Origin of the sequence: Sediminibacter sp. Hel_I_10 (assembly GCF_000688335.1) — a bacterium.
Taxonomy (GTDB): domain Bacteria; phylum Bacteroidota; class Bacteroidia; order Flavobacteriales; family Flavobacteriaceae; genus Psychroserpens.
This window is the reverse complement of sequence record NZ_JHZX01000001.1, coordinates 2,816,415-2,835,873: the sequence shown is the minus strand read 5'-3', so window position 1 is coordinate 2,835,873 and position 19,459 is coordinate 2,816,415. Positions and strand designations below refer to the sequence as shown.

The window sequence follows — 19,459 nt, the reverse complement described above, 5'->3', positions numbered from 1 at the left end:
AATTAATAATACGGCACTGGCTCATCCAATAACAACGGGTTTTTTATGACCTCTGTATCTGGATAAGGCAATATAAAATCACTTTCAGTAGGCGTAAAATAGGCCTCTACATTTTGATCTCCTCTGTTCTGATTACTCATAATAGCAATTGCTTCAGACCTAGGGATTCTCCCTAAATCGAACCAATAATCACCTTCAAAGGCCAATTCTTTTCTTCGTTCTGCAAACACCTCTTCAAAGGTCAAAACGTTATCACTATCATCAGCCAACCCTGCTCTATTTCTAACAAGGTTATATGCATCTAAAGCTGCTTGATCACTAGTACTGCCACCTCCGTTTATAGAGGCTTCTGCATAAATCAATAGCAATTCTGCATAACGCATAATGTAGGTATTGTTTTCCATCATAGCCCACGCATCGGCAGGACCGGCTATCTCACTTATTTTACCTACTACATATTTTTTAATACCAGCTCCAGAACCCTGGGCATCAATATTATCTGGGACGACCAATCCGGGGCCGTCTGCAGTAGTGATGAGTGGGTACTCATCCCCTGGCAACATGATGGTTTGTTTTCGCCTTAAATCTGAATCTTCGTATAGAGATAGAATATCTTGAGAAGGACCAAATACACCGCCGTAGTTTGCATTTGTAATATATGAGGAATATCCAAACTGAGTGTTGCAGTTACTTGCAAAACCGTAATTGCCAGTCACCTTCCACTGCAGTGCAAAAATGGACTCCTCGTTATTATTATTGTTAGTAAGAAATAAATCGCCAAAGGTTTTCTCCGGCAGAGCGCTCCCTCCATAAAGTTTAAATTCTCCTGAATTAATTACTTCTTGCGCATACTGTTTTGCATTAGGGTAATCTTGAATTGTTAAATATACTTTTGACAACATGGCTTTGGCAGATCCTTTAGAAACACGACCATTTTCTCCATAATTAGTCCCTCTTATTTTTTCATCCAACTTGTTGATTGCCATTAAATAATCTGACTCTATAAACGTGTAGACATCTTCAACCAAATTGGTATTTATCTGCGGCGCATCTACATAATCAAGATTGTTCTCAATAATTGGGACGGGGCCCCAGAGACGTACTAAATAAAAATAAGCGGTGGCTCTCAAAAAATGAGCTTCGCCTAAAGTATTATCTATTACCTCTTGACTAACATCTGGACCAACTCTCACTTCTAAAAAGTTAATTAGAGCATTGGTTTGAGCAATGACAGACCATAATGATTTCCATGCGTTCTCCAATTCTCCGTCTGTAGAGGAGATCGAAAAATTACGCATGCTTGTGACATCACTAGAATAAGAGTGCATGTTCCCAGACCCCACTTCCATAATGGCAAAAAATGCTTTATTATGAAAGTTAAACCACGTTTTATTATAAATGGCATTGGTTGCTGTTTCTACTTGTGCATTTGTGGAGTAGAAGTTATCTAAACTGATAGAATCTTCTGAAGGTCTATCTAAAAATTCAGGTTCACAGGAGCCCAACATCAAAGTAAACAATGTTAGGGCTGATAATTTGTATAGTTTTTTCATTTTCATTTTTTCTAAAATTCTAAATTGATTCCTAATGACACCGATCTGGCGGAGGGATACCTTCCGTTATCAATACCATTTAAAAACGGGTTTTGATTTACAGATCCCACTTCTGGATCATAGCCTTTATAGTTTGTAAACGTATATAGATTTTGAACGGTTCCATAAACTCTCAATCTGCTCAGCGACAAACGTGATATCACTTTTGTAGGTAAGCTGTAACCAAGAGTCAAGTTTTGAATCCTCAAATAAGAGCCATCCTCCAAATATCTATCAGACATGTTAATGTTAGGGTTACTAGAGCTTGCTATAGGTCTTGGCAGACTAGCATCGACATTTTCTGGGGTCCAGAAATCAATTGCTTCAGAAAGTTGATTTTGATATAAGGTTGAATTGGTAGTACCACTTCGTCTAGTTAAATTAAGCAAATCATTACCGTAGGATCCTTGAAGCGAAAGCGATAAATCTAAGCCCTTATATCTAAAATTATTAGTAAAACCAAATGTGAAATCTGGGTGTGGACTACCTATAAAAGTACGGTCATTTTCATCAATTACGCCGTCTGGGACACCTTCAGGACCACTAATATCCCTGTATCTAACATCTCCTAAATAGGTTTCCCCAGGAGCCTCACCTACTGCCTGTCCAAATTGTGTGGGTGCAGAATTTAATTCGTCTAAATTCCTAAATAATCCGTCTGTTATATAACCGAAAAACATGCCTATGGGCTGGCCTTCAACAGTATTTGTGGCTGTCAAGTTTATAAAGCCATTTGTGTTGATATCTCCTGTAAGACTCAAGCCATTAGGTATAGAGGTTACTTCATTTTTATAATGTGAAATGTTAAATGAGGAATTCCAACTAAAATTCGCTTCTGTGATCATTTTATAATTCAGCTCCAAGTCAAACCCTCTGTTTCGCATACTACCAAGATTCTTGATAGGTGATGATATTCCTCCTTCGTAAGACTCTCCTCCAGTAAGATACAATGGAAGCGGAAGCCTGAACAAGAAATCTTTTGATTTCTTTTCATACACATCGAAATCAACAGTTAAGTTTGAATTAAAGAGGCTAAAACCAACTCCTATATTCGTTTGTTGTTGAGACTCCCAAGTTAGATCAGGGTTTGGAATATTATCTAGCAAGAATCCAGTACCTAAACCCGACCCAAAAGCTGATAACGTCGAAGAATATTGGTTATTCGGGATCTGTGAATTACCAGTTTCACCATAACCTACATTAAACTTAATATTCTCTATAAACTCAACATCTTTCATGAAAGCTTCATTAGACAGTTTCCATCCAAACGCTAAAGAAGGAAAATATCCCCATTGCTTACCTTCACCATTAGGATCAAACTTAGAAGAACCATCTGCTCTATAAGACGCTGTTAAACTGTATCTGTTATCAAAATCATAAATGGCACGGCCAAAAAATGACAGGATACCTTGACTCCCTTTATAATCTGTAACTGTAGACCTCTCTGCATCTGCAACACTAATGGTTTGGATATCGTTAGACACGAATCCCGTAGCTGTAGCAACAAGCCCCTCCCATCGCGTGTCATTTATTTCATTACCAGCCAGCACGGTCACTCTATGTTTACCAAACGCCTTATCATACGTTAGTAAGTTTTTGAAATTTGTGGAATACCAATTTTGTCTTCTCGTATTCAAATCTGCCTCGTCGTTAACAGTTGTTCCCCATTGATAAGCAGGGAAAAACTCATTATTTTCTGAAAATTCTGTATTTGCAGCAATTTCTACACGATATTTTAAACCATTGAAGATATTAGCCTCGGCATATATATTTCCAAAGAAGTTTTTTCTAATCAATTTATTGTCGTTGCTCAATGCTACTGCTACAGGATTAAAATAGGACACAGCTTGACCCGCAGGTGGGCCCGCAAAACTACCATCTAAATTTCTTACCGGAATATCAGGAGCGATATTTAAAGTGTTAGACAATACGCCATTATAATTCGAATTCACCAAAATATCTTGATTGGTAATGGTTCCACTTAAATTAGCCCCAACCTTTAACCAAGGTTTCACCTCAGCATTCAAATTCAGTTTTACACTATATCTTTTAAACCCTGAGCCTATAAGAGTTCCTTGTTGATCAAGAAATCCTCCAGATAAATAATAAGTAATATCTTCACCACCTCCAGAAAAAGATAACTGATGGCTCTTTACAAGTGCAGGAGATCTCGATATTTCCTCTTGCCAATCAGTACCTTCTCCTAATAATTGGGGTTGAGCGAATTCTGATCTCGGGGTCTGACCGTAAATTTCTGCCAAAGCATTTTGTAATACGGCATATTCTCTCAAATTCATGGCATCCAACAATTTCGGTATTGTATGAAAGCTTGTAAAGGTTTCATAACTCACTTTACCGGCACCCTTTTTACCTGATTTGGTTGTTATTATAATAACACCATTTGCTCCACGAGAGCCATAAATTGCCGTTGCAGAGGCGTCCTTCAACACATCAATAGACTCAATGTCATTTGGATTTATCATAGACATTGGGCTCTGTGCTATATTTCCTTGGGATGTAAAATCTGTTCCAGCAATCGTCCTTCCTGTGGTAGCACCATTAGTGGCGTCTCCTGAAATAGGAACACCATCTATGATATATAAGGGTTCACTAGATCCAGATATAGAGGTAATCCCTCTAATATTTACTGAAGCATTTGCTCCTGGGGCCCCTGAACTATTTTTAATAGTAACTCCAGAAACTTTGCCTTGAAGCATTTGATCGACATTGACTTGTTGTAAGTCTTCCAAATCTTCAGCATTTACACTAGAAATTGCAGAGTTTACGTCTTCTCGTTTTTGCGTACCGTACCCTATAACCACCACTTCTCCCAAAGCCTCCACATTTTCTTCAAGTGTCACATTTATGACGTTTTGTTCTTTAACGACAACCTCTTGTGTTATAAACCCTAAGTAATAAAAAAGCAATGTTGCACCATCGTTTACCGTAATAACATATGTACCATTGAAGTCTGATTGCGCCCCATTGGTCGTGCCTTTTTCTAGAACACTAACCCCAGGGATGACCATGCCGTTGGCATCTGTTATGGTACCGGTAATTTCATTTTGAGCAAAGGTCATTTGTCCCAGCAAAAATGAAATCAGGAATAAAAGACAAAACTTATTACCATACATGTTTTTCAAACTATGTTTTTGCATATTATCTGATGTTAATTAAAGGTTGATTGTTAATTTTTGATTTAAGCACCTTCATAATTGATGAATTTATAATTAAATAGGGTGTTAATTATTGAATTCAAAAGTAAAGCAAATGTTAAGCCTATGTTAATAGTATTTTGTCATTTACCAATAAAATATGTTCTATCTAATCAAAATTTATCATCTTATTCCTTAAAATTAGGCATGTAGGAGCACCATTAAATGAAGAGATGGTTCCTTAAAAAAAATCATTTGACCTAATTACGCATCTCCTTTCGAAGTACAAAGAGAAGTGATTTAGAGTATTCTTTTTATTCCAGAAAACTCATTTTTATATTGACTGGGTGTTGCATTTTTTAACTTTTTGAACACGCGATTAAAATTCGCCATATTATTGAAGCCCGATTTAAAAGCAATTTCAGAAATGCTAGTATCCTTTTCTAAAAGCCACATAGCAGCATAACCAATTCTTACATCATTCACGTAATCTACAAACGTTTTCCCAGTTCGCTTTTTCATAAATCGGTTAAACGATACGTTGCTCATATTAACTATCTCAGAAACTTCAGATAATGTGATTTTTCTATTAAAATTTTCTTGTACAAATTCATAGACTGCTTTTATCTTATCACTATTCTCAAAGCTCTCTCTGTTTACAGTATAGGTAGATAAAAGACGTTGATTTCTTGAAATCGCTAAATCATGAAGAATGGAAACCAACTCCAAATAGTAGTCCATACCATCTAAGCGCGGTACTTGAGCTAATCTCTCGCGCAAGTTAGTAGCTGTATTATTTGAGAACAAAATGCCGTGTATAGATCTATCGAACATATCTTTGATGGGTTTCATGATGCGCCTCTTTAAAAAACCTTGATCAAATAAATTTTCATCAAACTGAATGGTAATTTCGTGAATAGCATCACTTTCACAATTGTGAGTAACCCAGCCATGATGTAAATTTGGTCCAACCAACACCAATTCAATATCATCAATTTCCTCCATACTATCCCCAATAACTCGTTTTACGCCTTTGCCATTATGAATAAAATTGAGCTCATATTCTGGGTGGAAATGCACAGGAAAATCAAAGTCCTGCTTTATTCTATCAAAAACCAAGAAACTATCCTCTGGTGATAATGGTGTAATTTCCCTATGTATGTTTTTAAGTATATCCATGATCGAAATTTATAATAGTGTAATACTTTGATAAAATAATACCAACTATATAACAACAGGTTGCCTAAATTTGAAATTTATAAAATACAGCAGCCAAAATTCTAATTTATATAATTTACAAGGTAAAAATATCAATAAATTCAGCAAACATAGTCTCTTTTTTAAGAATAGTGTATGTACTAAGCGTATGATTAAAAAAACAATAGCCCTATTAACCGTTTTAATTTTAGTTTCTTGCCAGTCTTTGTATACAGGTGGATATAAAAAACCATCTCTTGTTGATAAAAAAATATCAAAAAGCTCAAAACTATTAAGAAAACGCTTGTTTTCAATTTCAAAAAAAGGTTTTGCAATTGGCCATCAAGATTGCACCTCTTACGGTATTGGCTGGAAAAATTCTGAATATCAAAACATAACAAAATGCGATGTCTATGACATGGTAGAAAAATACCCTGCGGTTTATGGTTTTGATATTGGTAAAATTGAAAATGGACAAGACAACAACATTGACGGCGTCCCTTTTAGTGAGATGAAAGATCTCATCATAGATGCGCATCAAAATGGCGGTATCGTTACTGTGAGTTGGCATCCTGACAACCCTACCACAGGCGGAAACTCTTGGGACCAAACCCCTACTGTTGCCAATATTTTAAAAGGTGGCACACATAGAGAAAAATATGAAAAGTGGATAGAGAGAGTGGCCTCATTCTTCAAGTCTCTACGCAATGATAATAAAGAAATCCCAATTATATTTAGACCCTTTCATGAAATGAATGGTTCCTGGTTTTGGTGGGGGAAAGGCAATTGTAGCTCAACGGAATATAAACTCCTCTGGCACCAAACCATCCAGCTTTTAAGAGACAAACACAAAGTTCACAATGTTCTATATACTTACTCACCAAACAAACTCAATCCCGAAGACGATTATATGGAGTACTATCCAGGGGATCTTTATGTGGATATATTAGGTTCTGATATTTATGATTTTGAAAATACTCGAGAATACATAAGTGCGGTTAAAAATGATCTCAATCTAGTCAAAACTATCGCCAATAAAAGAGAGAAGCTCTTCGCATTTACAGAAACTGGTCTTGAAAAAGTGACTACTGAAAACTGGTTTACAGAAGTACTTTACCCAAGTATAAAAGACTCCGGCATCAGTTGGGTGCTCCTTTGGAGAAACCATGATACTACACATCATTACATGCCCTATCAGGGACATAAAAGCGAATCGGATTTTAAAAAATTTGAATCCCTACCCCAAACATTGTTTTTAGAAGACATCAACAATTTAAACCCTTAACATCTGATGCTACAAACACTTGATATCTCTATCATTTTAATCTATCTAATCTCTACAATTGTCATTGGGCTTATTGTTAGAAAAAAAGCCCAGACAAGCACAGATGATTATCTTTTGGGCGGCAAATCCATTCCCTGGTACCTTCTAGGCCTCTCCAATGCTTCGGGGATGTTCGATATTTCTGGGACTATTTGGCTGGTGACCTTAATGTTTGTGTACGGTATAAAAAGCGCTTGGATTCCTTGGCTTTGGCCAGTATTTAATCAGGTGTTTTTAATGGTTTATCTCTCTAAATGGTTGAGAAGATCTAATGTTACAACTGGAGCAGAATGGATCAAAACCAGATTTGGATCAGGTAGAGGTGGCAGTTTGTCCCATACCGTAGTAGTTGTTTTCGCTTTACTGAGCTGTTTAGGATTCTTGGCTTACGGTTTCATCGGACTCGGAAAATTTGTCGAGATCTTTATTCCATGGGAAATCGTGAGCGACTATATTCCATTTTATGTGGCGCCCCATTATGTTGCACACTTCTATGGTATTATTTTTACACTTTTCGCTGTTTTTTATTCACTTTTAGGAGGTATGTCTGGAATTGTTTGGGCAGATGTCATTCAATTTACCATCATGACGGTTTCTGCTTTTGTAATTGCATATATCGGCTTTAACGCCGTAGGAACAAATGATCTCAACGTTCCTGATGGTTGGATGAGTCCGTTTTTTGGATGGGAACTTGATATGGATTGGAGCAAAATCATACCGAAGGTCAATGATAAAATAGCATCAGATGGCTACGGTCTATTCTCCATCTTCTTTATGATGATGGTTTTTAAAGGGGTTTTAGTTAGTGTAGCAGGCCCTGCACCTAACTACGATATGCAAAAAATACTGTCTACAAAATCTCCAGAAGAAGCTTCTAAAATGAGTGGTTTTGTATCTGTAGTATTAATGCCTATTCGCTATTTAATGATCGCAGGATTTGCTGCTCTAGCCCTAATTTTTTACGACAAACTAGATCTTTATACTCCAGCGGGAACTATTGATTTTGAATTGATTCTACCTGCTGCAATCAAAGAGTTTGTTCCGGTAGGGCTCATGGGCTTACTTTTGGCAGGCCTCTTGGCAGCTTTCATGTCTACTTTTGCGGGCACGCTCAATGCCGCTCAAGCTTACCTTATTAATGACATCTATTTAAAAAATAAAAAAACCGAAGCCAGTCAAACTCAAATTAAATTTATGAATTACGGTTCTGGGATATTGGTTGTAGTTGTAAGCATTATCTTGGGATTTTTTGTAGAAGACGTCAACTCTATACTGCAATGGTTGGTATCTGCCCTGTTTGGAAGTTACGTGGTAGCAAACATATTAAAATGGCACTGGTGGCGCTTTAACGGTCATGGGTTCTTCTGGGGAATGGTCGCCGGCATGATCCCTGCATTGATACTTCCTTCTGTTTTTAATGAAACTTTAGATTTGTATTATTTCCCAATATTACTACTTACCTCAATTATTGGTTGTTGGATAGGCACCTATTCTGCACCACCAACAGATGAGGTAACCTTAAAAAACTTCTATTCAACGGTAAGACCATGGGGTTTTTGGAAACCAATCCATGATAAACTATTAGAAGAAAATCCTGACTTTAAAAGAAATCCGAATTTCCGAAGAGATATGTTTAATGTGGCAGTAGGAATTATCGCCCAAACAGTCCTCGTCATATTGCCAATGTACATTATCTTTAGAAAACAAACACCTGTATATATTTCTGTAGCCATCTTAATAGCATGTATTTTTCTGCTGAAAAAATTCTGGTGGAACAATTTAAACGAAAAACTTAACTAAAAATACTTTACCGTGTATATGACCAGCAACAACCTTGACAAGGCAAAAAAGCAATACGCTAAGATTATCAAAAGAAAAAACAGCCCTGTTGCGCTTACCAATGGTATTTACAAAAGATATAAATACCCTGTAGTTACCGCACGCCACATACCCATTCATTGGAGATATGACTTAAACCATGATACCAACCCAAACGGGATTGAACGTATTGGGTTTAATGCCACCTTTAATGCGGGAGCCATCAAATGGAAGGATAAATACATCTTATGTGTGCGCGTTGAAGGAAATGACAGAAAATCATTTTTTGCGATTGCAGAAAGCGAGAATGGTATTGATGGCTTTGAATTTTGGGACAAACCTTGTGTGATCCCTCAAAATGAAGTGCCAGACACCAATGTGTATGACATGCGCCTAACCCAGCACGAGGACGGCTGGATTTACGGTATTTTCTGTACAGAACGAAAAAACCCTGAAGCTCCATCAGGAGACACTAGCTCGGCCATAGCCAATGCAGGTATTGTGAGAACTAAAGATTTGGTACAATGGGAGAGGCTTCCTGACTTGATCTCAAACTCTGGCCAGCAACGTAATGTTGTTTTGCACCCAGAATTCGTAAACGGAAAATATGCGCTCTACACGAGACCGCAAGATGGCTTTATTGAAGTAGGAAAAGGCGGAGGCATTGGCCTTGGCTACGTTGAGGACATGACGAATCCCGTGGTTCAAAATGAAAAGATCATTAGTAACAAAGTGTATCACACTATTTTCGAACTTAAGAATGGTCTTGGCCCTGCTCCTATAAAAACAGAAAAGGGTTGGCTACATATTGCTCACGGTGTACGAAATACAGCGGCGGGATTGAGGTATACGCTATATATGTTTATGACAGACCTTAATGATATCTCTAAAATAATCCACCAACCCGCAGGTCATTTTATGAGTCCGTTAAATAAGGAACGTGTAGGAGATGTGTCTAACGTACTGTTTAATAATGGCTGGATTAGAGATGAAGATGGCACCGTGTATATCTATTACGCCTCTTCAGACACGAGAATGCATGTAGCCGTTTCTACTGTAGACAAATTAATTGATTACGTTATGAACTCTCCTAAAGATGGGTATACCTCATCAAGTTCTGTTCAAACAATTATCGACCTCATCAACAAAAATAAGGGGCTTTATTAATGGCTAAGAATGATATAGATCTTAAAGCGGAGTTCAAAAATGAACTCGATCGCATTTTAAAATATTGGTCAAAGCACACCCTAGATCATAAACACGGTGGGTTTTATGGTCAAATTGACCATTACAATACAGTTGTACCGAAAGCCTCTAAAGGCATCATTTTAAATTCTCGAATTCTTTGGAGCTTTTCAGCAGCCTCTAATCATTACAAAACGGATGTCTATAAGGCTATTTGCGATAGAGCTTATGACTATATCAAGACATACTTTAATGATGGCGTTCATCAGGGTGTTTTTTGGGAAGTGGACCATCAAGGCAAGCCCATCAATAAGCGAAAGCAAATTTACGCGCAAGCGTTTACTATCTACGCTTTATCAGAATACTATGTATTTACAAAAAACGAAGCCGCAAAAGATTGGGCCATTGAAATATTTAACCTCATAGAACACCACGCCAAGCATCCAGAAGAAGGCTATCTAGAGGCTTTTGAAAGTAATTGGCAGTCCATAGACGACATGAGGCTTAGTAACAAAGACATGAACGCTGCAAAAACAATGAACACGCACCTTCACGTTTTAGAAGCCTATACTTCATTACTGAAAATATACGATGATGACCATCTTAGAAAATCACTGCACATGCTTGTGGTTTTATTTCAGGAGAAATTTCTAAACAAAAAGCATCATTTTGACCTGTTTTTTGACGAGCAGTGGAAACTACTTAGCAACACCGTTTCCTATGGTCACGATATTGAAACGGTCTGGCTTATGATTGAAGCAGCAAAAACGCTTAACGAAGCCTCACTATTAAAACAATGCGAAACGATAGCCATTGATGTTGCAAACACTTTTATAGATGAAGCCATAGATAAGGAGGGTGCCATAACCAATGAAAAAAATGAGGATACCAACCATTTAGATGATGACAGGCATTGGTGGCCACAAGTGGAAGCTTTAGTTGGCTTAAACTATGCCTATCAAATTAATAAGAATGAAGATTTTTTAAAACATGCTTCTAATATTTGGGATTTTACAAAAAAACATCTCATTGATCACATCAACGGAGAGTGGTATTTTAGAGTTGACAAAAACGGAAAACCTTACACCTCTGAAGATAAAGTGAGCATGTGGAAAGCGCCGTACCATACCTCTAGAGCCTTAATGATTTTAAGCAAATTTTGATTATGAAAAAAATAATCCTATGGAGTGTTCTTGCGTCCTTTTTCATTTTGAGTTGTTCTAAAGATGACACAGATCTAGAGGAAACCCTAGTAGAAATAAGTGTTAGCGCAACCATAAACACGGCGACAGAAGGCAGCGATAACGGCCAATTTACATTCACATTATCAAGTACCTTAAACGCGGCAACGCTCATAAACTATGAGATTAGTGGTTCTGCCACAAATGGCACCGATTACCAAAACCTACCCAACACCATAACCATTCCTCCAAATACTTCCAGCCAATCTATAAATATAATTACTCTAGAGGATGGTATTACAGAGGGCAATGAAACTGTAACAGTTATATTGATATCACCTAACAATACAACTGCTATTTTAGGCGCATCAAACTCGGCAACGGTGACTATATCTGAATCACCAGAAGATTTCGTATTACTACCACAAGAAGCCTCGGCATATATGGTTAATCCCAATGCCACCTCAGAGACCATAGCTCTGTTTTACAATTTAAAAGAGCTCTCAAAAACAAAATTCATTGTTGGGCAACAAGATGCATTTAACAGCTTTTATAATGACAACGACGGTATTTCTGATATCAAGAAAACCACAGGAAGTGACCCCGGCTTACTAGGGTCTGATTTTATGTTTATTACAGATGATAGTAATGACGGGGCTTCATCTAATTGGTTTTATCAGCAAGAACAAATTATTATGTCAGATGCTGTAGAAGCTTACAACAAGGGTATGGTAAATATGTTTACTTGGCACATGAGAGAACCCTTTGCAGGTGAGCATTTTTATACCAGCCAAATGACGCAATTTCAAAAAGACAATGCGTTGATGAGCATCTTACCAGGTGGTGAAAATCATGACTATTATAAGCTGAAACTTCAAAAAGTAGCAGAAGTAGCACAAAACATGTTTGGCGATGATGGCACTTTAACCCCGTTTATATTTAGACCTTTTCATGAATTTGATGGCGATTGGTTTTGGTGGGGTGCTGCTTATTGTACACCGCAAAAATACCGAACGCTTTGGCAATTTACCGTAGATTATTTAAAAGGAACTTTGGGTGTAAACAATATGCTCTTTGCCTATTCTCCAGATAATAACTTTTTAAATGATGCTGATTATCTAAGCAGATATCCAGGTGATGCTTATGTAGATATTCTAGGGATGGACAATTATGGCGATTTCAATAACCAAGGTCAAATGGCTCTTGAAAATGCCAATGAAAAGTTGCAAATACTCTCTCATCTTTCCAAAGAGAAGGTTAAAATTGCAGCTTTAACAGAGTCTTGCTTTTTTGTAACTCCAGGTCAAAATATGCCAATTGAAGGATTTTACGCCAACAACCTTTACGATGCCTTATCTAACAATGAGGTTGAAATAGGGTTTATGATGTTCTGGTCAAACAAGGTAGATACTTATTGTACACCCACTCCAGAGCTTGAAAGTACCCCTGATTTTTTAGAGTTTATCAATAAACCAAGAACGGTTTTAGAAAATGATTTACCAGATATGTACAGCTTACCTTTATAACACATTATCCTACCATGAAATATTTTAAATTAATAGTTACTAGCCTCACGGTATTGATGCTCTCCTCTTGTAAGAGCAAGACTTCCGTTATAAAAAACCAGGAACTGAAATCAGGTTTTATTACCGTCAAAGACCATCAGTTTTTTAAGGGAGATCGTCCCTACTATTTTGTAGGTGCCAATTATTGGTATGGACCGTTAATTGGCGCACGTCAAAGCGGTGATAGAGAACGGTTAATCAAGGAATTGGACGACATGAAGTCTGTAGGGATTGATAATCTCAGAATTTTAGTTGGTGCAGAGGGCGATGGTGGAGACTCTAGAGTACACCCTGCATTACAACCAAAGCAAGGACTTTACAATGCCGATTTGTTAGATGGCCTAGACTTTTTAATAGCAGAAATGGAAAAACGGAATATGTACGCCGTGCTCTATTTAAATAACAATTGGATTTGGTCTGGAGGCATGTCTGAATATTTAAAATGGAACGGCTACGGAGAAGTTCCAAATCCATTTTTAGAAGCGTATTCTTGGGATGAGTATATGACCTACACAAAACAATTCCACAGTTGTGATCCTTGCAAAGAAGCCTATTACAATCACATCAAATTTATTTTAAATCGTACCAATACTTACTCCGGAAAGAAGTATACTGAAGACCCAACTGTGATGTCTTGGCAAGTCGCTAACGAGCCTAGAGTACTCATGAATAAGAATCACGAAGCTGATTTTGCGATTTGGTTAGACGAAACCGTGAGTCTTTTAAAACGTTTAGCTCCAAAACAATTAGTATCTACAGGAACCGAAGGAAAGCACGGATTTTTGGAAGATATCGATATGTTTAAAAGATTACACGACAATGACAATATTGATTACCTCGCCATGCACATGTGGCCTAAAAATTGGGGCTGGTATGATATTGAAAATGAAAAAGAATCAACACAAGTGTCTATTAAAAAAGCTTACGACTACATGAATGAACATATAGAAGTCGCTAAAGCGCTCAATAAACCCATCGTGATGTCTGAATTTGGTTTTCCTCGCGAAAAGGAAAGCTTGGCACTAGAGTCTTCCGTAATAAACAGAGATGTGTTTTTTACCAGTATTTTTAAAATGATTATTGACAGCAAGAAAGAGAACAATGCTTTGGCAGGTCTAAATTTTTGGGGTTATGCTGGTTTTGCTAAAACCAATCCTAAAAACGGCAAGTGGTTACACGGTGATGATTTTACGGCAGATCCTCCTCAAGAACCGCAGGGACTCAACTCTGTATTTGCCTCAGATACCTCAACATTGGCGCTTATTAAAAAATATAATTTTCTCTTATTGGAAGACTGATTTATATGTTAAGCTGTTTTATTTACAAAGTAAAACTCTACAACACTCCACCATAAAATCAACTATTAATCTCCAGTACTCTTATAATAGCTTCGGAAAATTTACTTAAAATTCAATGTCTTTCATTTCAGCAATAAGGGAATCATTCGCTAAATACATTGAGCTTGCGAGGTGTTCAGAATGATTTCTTTAAAGACCATTTCCGAAGCATTATTTTTATGTACGAAATAAAATCAAAAAAAGTATCCTTCGCCTACAATTCGGAATGCTTTTAGAATCATCACTGCTAAAAATAGCGCTTTTACTCCAATGTGAAATCTGACTTTAAAGTGGTCACAGAACTTCCTCCAACAAAAACTTCGAAGTCGCCCATTTCCACAATATATTCTCCTTGATTATTATAGTAACCCAAGGTTTCCTTATTCAAGACAAAATTTATCGTTTTGGTTTCCCCTGCTTTTAATTCAATTAATTCAAAGCCTTTGAGCTCCTTAACCGGACGAGTAATACTCCCTACCAAATCCCTGATGTACAATTGCACGACCTCCTTACCTGTAACTTTACCGGTATTGGTCACTTTTACAGACACCTTAACATCCTCTTTCTGAGCATAATTTGCCTTATTAAGTTTTAAATCTGAATACTCAAATGTGGTATAACTTAACCCATGACCAAAAGGATACAACGGCGTGTTTTCTACATCCACATAATGGGACCAAAAGACGTTGTTGTCTTTGTTGCTTGGTCTTCCCGTATTCTTATAATTATAATAAATTGGCACTTGCCCAACAGTTCTTGGGAAAGTCATTGGGAGTTTCCCGCTCGGGTTGTAATCACCATAGAGTACTTGTGCTACTGCATGTCCTGTTTGAGTGCCCAATTGCCATGCCTCGACAATTGCAGGAATGTGCGCGTCTGCCCAAGAAATGGCTAAAGGACGTCCATTATTTAACACTAAGACAATATTTGGGTTGACGTCATAAATGGTTTCTAAGAGTTCTTGCTGTAAGCCGGGTAATTCTAAATTGGTACGACTTCTACCCTCTCCCGTTTGAAATCCGTATTCCCCTAACACCATCACTACCACATCGGCAGTTTTAGCAGCCTTTATAGCGTCTTCAAAACCTTTATTATCACTGGTATTTATCTTAACCTCTTGCAAAAATGAGGTTTGCTCCATAGCAACTTTAGGGCCTTGAGCGTACACCAGTTCATTATCTTGGTAAGCTTTCATACCTTCAAGAACTGATACCGCAGTCTCATCATCTGATGCAATTCTCCAACTGCCTAATGGGCTAGATTTGTCTGAAGCCAAAGCACCAATCAATGCAATTTTTTGTCCGGTCTTTTTTAAAGGCAACAGGTTATTATCATTTTTTAAGAGCACGATGGATTTTTTAGCCATATCTAAAACCGCCTCGTGATGCTTCGCATTTCCTATAACGTCTTTCTCTCTAGCCTCGTCACAGTATTTATAAGGGTCATCAAAAAGACCTAATTCAAATTTTACTCTCAAAATTCTTCCAACAGCATCATCCAAAAGTGATTCTCTAACGGTACCATCTTTAACCAATTTGGCTAAGGCTTCAATGTAAACGTAGCCTTCCATATCCATATCAGAACCTGCTGTAACGGCCTTTTGAGCGGCTTCTTTTTTATCTTTTGCATGTCCCCAAAGAATCATTTCGTTAATAGAAGCCCAATCAGACACAACAAAACCATCAAAACCCCAATCGCCTTTTAGTATATCTCTTTGTAAATAGGAGTTACCTGTAACGGGCACCCCATTTAACTCGTTAAACGAATTCATAAAGGTGCGAATGCCTGCCTTTGCAGCTGCTTTAAAAGGTGGTAAAACCACATTGTGCAAAGTAGAAGTCCCGATATCTACCGTATTATATTCTTTTCCTGCTTCAGAAAAACCATAAGCCGCAAAATGTTTTGCACAGGCTGCAATAGTATTTACCGCAGATAAATCTTCTCCCTGAAATCCTTTGACACGCGCCTCGGCAATGCGACTCCCCAAAAACGGGTCTTCTCCCGCTCCTTCCATAACACGCCCCCACCTTGCATCCCTAGTGACATCAACCATTGGTGCAAAGGTCCAATTAATCCCTGCAGCTGAAGCCTCGGCCGCCGCTACTTGAGCAGATCTCTCTATAGCTTGCAAATCCCAACTAGCCGATTCTGCCAAAGGAATTGGGCTCAAGGTTTTATAACCGTGAATGACATCAAAACCAATGATGAGCGGAATGCCCAAACGCGTATCTTCTACCGCTATTTTTTGAACAGCTCTTACATCTTTCGCGCCTCTAACATTTAGCATAGACCCTACCCACCCTTTTCTCAAGTGTTCATACTTTAAAGCACTATTGCCGTCTGCTGGTGCCGGACCAGTAACATCCCAAAAGCCATTATATTGATTCATTTGTCCAACTTTTTCTTCTACAGTCATGATGGATAACAATGAGTCGATTTTCTTTTCTATGGATGGATTTTTAGTCATTGTATTATAATTTTGAGCTTGAATTTTTATTGAAGCTAACGTCATTATGACGATGGAAAATTGAAAAAATAGTGGTCTTGATTGCATGGTATTAATTTTTTGATGAATCGAAAAAAAAACTAGACAAAGGTAGGTCAACCGCATTAAAAACATTGGACTTCGACGCATTTCCCCAAGCAAATCTTACTTTAACGGGATGTTTCACTTTAGATGAAGATAAGGTGATCACTTCATTTTTCAATTTTGAAGTCGCTGGGTAAAACTTATTCTCCTCACCAGCAATCTCAAATAAGGAGAGCTCATTATTAGTATATAAGCCCTCAGCATTTTCAAAATGAATTACTGCCTTTCTTTTATTGAAAAGCACGGTATCTATTTCTGGAGATTCTACCACACCGGTAATTTGCTTATAATGTTGTTTTAATGCCAAATTGGCCAATCTTACACCAACTGGCTTTTTATCCTTAGGATGGATATCGTCTACAGTTGACACGTCGGAAATCACAACCAATCCAGAATTCTTCACCTTACTAGCAACCTTACGTTGCGCCTCTCTAATTTGCACACCACCGTCATGGTCATTGCCATCATCATAAGGCGCAATTTGAACGATGTAAAATGGAAACTGCTTTTGCCAAAGTTGACGCCAAGATTTAATCAAGGCCGTTAGTGTAAGATCATAAACTTTGGATCCCACGTTAGACTCACCTTGATACCAAAGTACTCCTGCAATTTGATAACTGTAGATAGGATAAATCATGGCGTTAAATGCCCTTCCAGGTTGATGCGGACCCCATTCTTGAGGTGTTAAGTTGTTAGCCGCTTGAGATAGTTCCTTATCTGTTTCAATTACAGACTCTGGCATCCATATTTCTGCAGGGGTTCCGCCCCAAGCTGAAATTATCAATCCCACGGGTATCTGTATTAAATGTTGCTGAAGTTGACGTGAGAAATAATAAGCTACGGCGCTATTATTTCTCATTGTTTCTGGAGAACACACTTCCCATTTGCCAATGATATGATCTTGAGGGTATTTTACTGAAGATTTTTCAACCCTAAAAAAACGAATGGTGGGATAATCTGCCTTTTGCACTGCGTCTTCTCCGTTCTTAATGCCCCAAGCAGCAGACATCTCCATATTAGATTGCCCTGAACACAACCAAACTTCTCCCACCAACACATCTTGAATGGTAATTTTATTGTATCCTGAAACAGTAATGGAATGACTGTCGGGCGACGCTAACGGCGTCTGTATGATGATTTCCCACTTTGCGCTGCTAAGGCCTCCTGTTTTATATATCTCATCCGTCCATGAAGGTTTGATTTGAATTACCTCGTTAGGACTTGCCCATCCCCAGATTTTAATTTTTTCATTTTGCTGTAGCACCATATGGTCTGAAAATACAGAAGGTAGCGTAACATTTCCGAAGCTTAACTGTGAGACAAAAAGTGTGATAACTAATAAGAAATTTCTCATGGCCTTTTTACAATGTCTAATGGATTTAATTTTGAAGCTAATGGAGTTTATTGTTGAAGTAAACTCTTAAAATCTGGAAGCAATGCCTCTGCCATAGCCTTATGATCGCTTACGCTGGGATGTGCACTGCATCCATTTGCATAGATCTTATCAAACTCAACTATTGTAATGGTCTTGTTATGATGGTTTTTAAAATAAGTGTGTACCTTTTTCAAACACGCCATAAGAGTTTTCTTTTGCTGGGCCTCTACCATAGGACTATTAAGTAGAATCACTTTGGTTTTAGGATGTTGCGCATATATGTGTTCAACAAATGCAATGTAATTTTCCGTAAATTTTTCAGAATTGAAAACCAATCTTTCTTTCGTTCCATCTCCAGAAGACATGTCATTTGTGCCCAAACAAATGCTCGTAATATCAGGTTGATATGAGGCATTAAAAGGTTTAGAAGCATCTGTATTTAAATATAGATTGTCATAGACTTGAGGCATTATTGGTTCATCAATATGCTCATCATTCCAATTGCGATACATTCCTATTCCAGATACACAACTTAGCAGGACATCAGCATTGAGCTCACGTGCCATGACGGGTCCATAAGCCATGTAGGCATTGTGATGATCTTGATACGCCCCTTCAATGCAAGGCATCTCAGAAGCATCGGATAAAGCCCCACAAGTTATAGAGTCGCCAATAAATTCAATTGTAAACGGTTTTTTTTCCGAAGCCATCAAAGATTTGGCCTCAATACCATGAAAAATAATTTTGTCATTAAAGGCTTCTGTTGCTTTATAAATACCAATAGTATGCTTTCCCTTATGCGGCAATTTGACCGCTATAGTTTGAACAGTGTCTCCCTTTATAACGCTACGTTTGTGAATAGCATCGTTAATACGCAGCACATAATAATTACGTGCTGCAGATTCTGATTGGAGGCGTATGTTTAGAACATCGCCTTCGACGATAAATTCAACATAAGCAGCCGAACCAATGAGACCCACGCCGCCTTCCTGTAGATATTCAAATCTCCCAGAGTAATTAAAATGCTCGTCAGTTGACTCAAATGTTTTCAAGTCTTGCGCGTTACACCCATACATTAATAATAAGCTAAATACTGTTGCTAATTTTATGATTTTCATGTGCCTTTAATAAATTAAAACT

Annotated in this window: 12 protein-coding genes; 6 read left to right on the top strand and 6 right to left on the bottom strand. The window is 37.8% G+C overall.

Going from position 1 to position 19,459, the window contains the following annotated elements:
• Positions 1–2 precede the first annotated feature (2 nt).
• From P176_RS0112830 to P176_RS0112820, 3 genes are all read right to left on the bottom strand, one after another.
• Positions 3–1,553, bottom strand: a complete 1,551-nt coding sequence (locus tag P176_RS0112830) for a RagB/SusD family nutrient uptake outer membrane protein (RefSeq protein WP_081820764.1) — start codon at positions 1,551–1,553, stop codon at positions 3–5.
• An 11-nt stretch (positions 1,554–1,564) separates the two neighbouring features.
• Positions 1,565–4,750 (bottom strand): TonB-dependent receptor, encoded by a 3,186-nt coding sequence (locus P176_RS0112825; RefSeq protein ID WP_231481254.1) that lies wholly within the window; start codon positions 4,748–4,750, stop codon positions 1,565–1,567.
• 297 nt (positions 4,751–5,047) lie between these two features.
• Positions 5,048–5,926 carry an AraC family transcriptional regulator gene (locus P176_RS0112820; RefSeq protein ID WP_026755077.1) on the bottom strand — a complete coding sequence of 293 codons (879 nt, stop codon included), beginning with the start codon at positions 5,924–5,926 and terminating at the stop codon, positions 5,048–5,050.
• Positions 5,927–6,113: 187 nt separating this feature from the next.
• Between P176_RS0112820 and P176_RS19455 the strand changes: the two genes are divergently transcribed.
• Genes P176_RS19455 through P176_RS19445 form a run of 6 tightly spaced genes read left to right on the top strand, consistent with a single transcriptional unit; the run spans position 6,114 to position 14,315 of the window.
• The gene (locus P176_RS19455; RefSeq protein ID WP_037348934.1) at positions 6,114–7,229 is read left to right on the top strand and encodes a glycoside hydrolase family 26 protein; all 1,116 of its coding nucleotides are present in this window, start codon (positions 6,114–6,116) and stop codon (positions 7,227–7,229) included.
• A gap of 6 nt (positions 7,230–7,235) precedes the next feature.
• Positions 7,236–9,068, top strand: coding sequence for a sodium:solute symporter family protein (locus tag P176_RS0112810; protein ID WP_081820717.1), 1,833 nt, complete (start codon positions 7,236–7,238; stop codon positions 9,066–9,068).
• Between the two features lie 18 nt (positions 9,069–9,086).
• Positions 9,087–10,253 (top strand): glycosidase, encoded by a 1,167-nt coding sequence (locus tag P176_RS0112805; RefSeq protein ID WP_026755075.1) that lies wholly within the window; start codon positions 9,087–9,089, stop codon positions 10,251–10,253.
• Positions 10,253–11,434: an AGE family epimerase/isomerase gene (locus P176_RS0112800; RefSeq protein ID WP_026755074.1), complete on the top strand. Its 1,182-nt coding sequence runs from the start codon at positions 10,253–10,255 to the stop codon at positions 11,432–11,434. The genes P176_RS0112805 and P176_RS0112800 overlap by 1 nt, the downstream gene beginning before the upstream one ends.
• A 2-nt stretch (positions 11,435–11,436) precedes the next feature.
• A complete protein-coding gene (locus P176_RS19450) occupies positions 11,437–12,978 on the top strand; it encodes a glycosyl hydrolase (protein WP_051605486.1) in 1,542 nt (513 codons plus the stop codon).
• Positions 12,979–12,992: 14 nt separating this feature from the next.
• Positions 12,993–14,315, top strand: a complete 1,323-nt coding sequence (locus tag P176_RS19445) for a cellulase family glycosylhydrolase (protein ID WP_037348932.1) — start codon at positions 12,993–12,995, stop codon at positions 14,313–14,315.
• 301 nt (positions 14,316–14,616) lie between these two features.
• Here P176_RS19445 and bglX read toward each other — a convergent pair whose 3' ends face one another.
• The 3 genes from bglX to P176_RS0112775 are packed head-to-tail and all read right to left on the bottom strand — an operon-like array spanning position 14,617 to position 19,437.
• A complete protein-coding gene (gene bglX / locus P176_RS0112785) occupies positions 14,617–16,866 on the bottom strand; it encodes a beta-glucosidase BglX (RefSeq protein WP_255327195.1) in 2,250 nt (749 codons plus the stop codon).
• 46 nt (positions 16,867–16,912) lie between these two features.
• Positions 16,913–18,298 (bottom strand): sialate O-acetylesterase, encoded by a 1,386-nt coding sequence (locus P176_RS0112780; protein ID WP_026755072.1) that lies wholly within the window; start codon positions 18,296–18,298, stop codon positions 16,913–16,915.
• A gap of 47 nt (positions 18,299–18,345) precedes the next feature.
• A complete protein-coding gene (locus tag P176_RS0112775; protein ID WP_051605485.1) occupies positions 18,346–19,437 on the bottom strand; it encodes an SGNH/GDSL hydrolase family protein in 1,092 nt (363 codons plus the stop codon).
• Positions 19,438–19,459: the final 22 nt, after the last annotated feature.

Coding starts and splice junctions, on each gene's coding strand:
- P176_RS0112830 (WP_081820764.1), bottom strand. CDS start 1,553: ATGAAAAAACTATACAAATTATCAGCCCTAACATTGTTTACTTTGATG.
- P176_RS0112825 (WP_231481254.1), bottom strand. CDS start 4,750: ATGCAAAAACATAGTTTGAAAAACATGTATGGTAATAAGTTTTGTCTT.
- P176_RS0112820 (WP_026755077.1), bottom strand. CDS start 5,926: ATGGATATACTTAAAAACATACATAGGGAAATTACACCATTATCACCA.
- P176_RS19455 (WP_037348934.1), top strand. CDS start 6,114: ATGATTAAAAAAACAATAGCCCTATTAACCGTTTTAATTTTAGTTTCT.
- P176_RS0112810 (WP_081820717.1), top strand. CDS start 7,236: ATGCTACAAACACTTGATATCTCTATCATTTTAATCTATCTAATCTCT.
- P176_RS0112805 (WP_026755075.1), top strand. CDS start 9,087: ATGACCAGCAACAACCTTGACAAGGCAAAAAAGCAATACGCTAAGATT.
- P176_RS0112800 (WP_026755074.1), top strand. CDS start 10,253: ATGGCTAAGAATGATATAGATCTTAAAGCGGAGTTCAAAAATGAACTC.
- P176_RS19450 (WP_051605486.1), top strand. CDS start 11,437: ATGAAAAAAATAATCCTATGGAGTGTTCTTGCGTCCTTTTTCATTTTG.
- P176_RS19445 (WP_037348932.1), top strand. CDS start 12,993: ATGAAATATTTTAAATTAATAGTTACTAGCCTCACGGTATTGATGCTC.
- bglX (WP_255327195.1), bottom strand. CDS start 16,866: ATGACGTTAGCTTCAATAAAAATTCAAGCTCAAAATTATAATACAATG.
- P176_RS0112780 (WP_026755072.1), bottom strand. CDS start 18,298: ATGAGAAATTTCTTATTAGTTATCACACTTTTTGTCTCACAGTTAAGC.
- P176_RS0112775 (WP_051605485.1), bottom strand. CDS start 19,437: ATGAAAATCATAAAATTAGCAACAGTATTTAGCTTATTATTAATGTAT.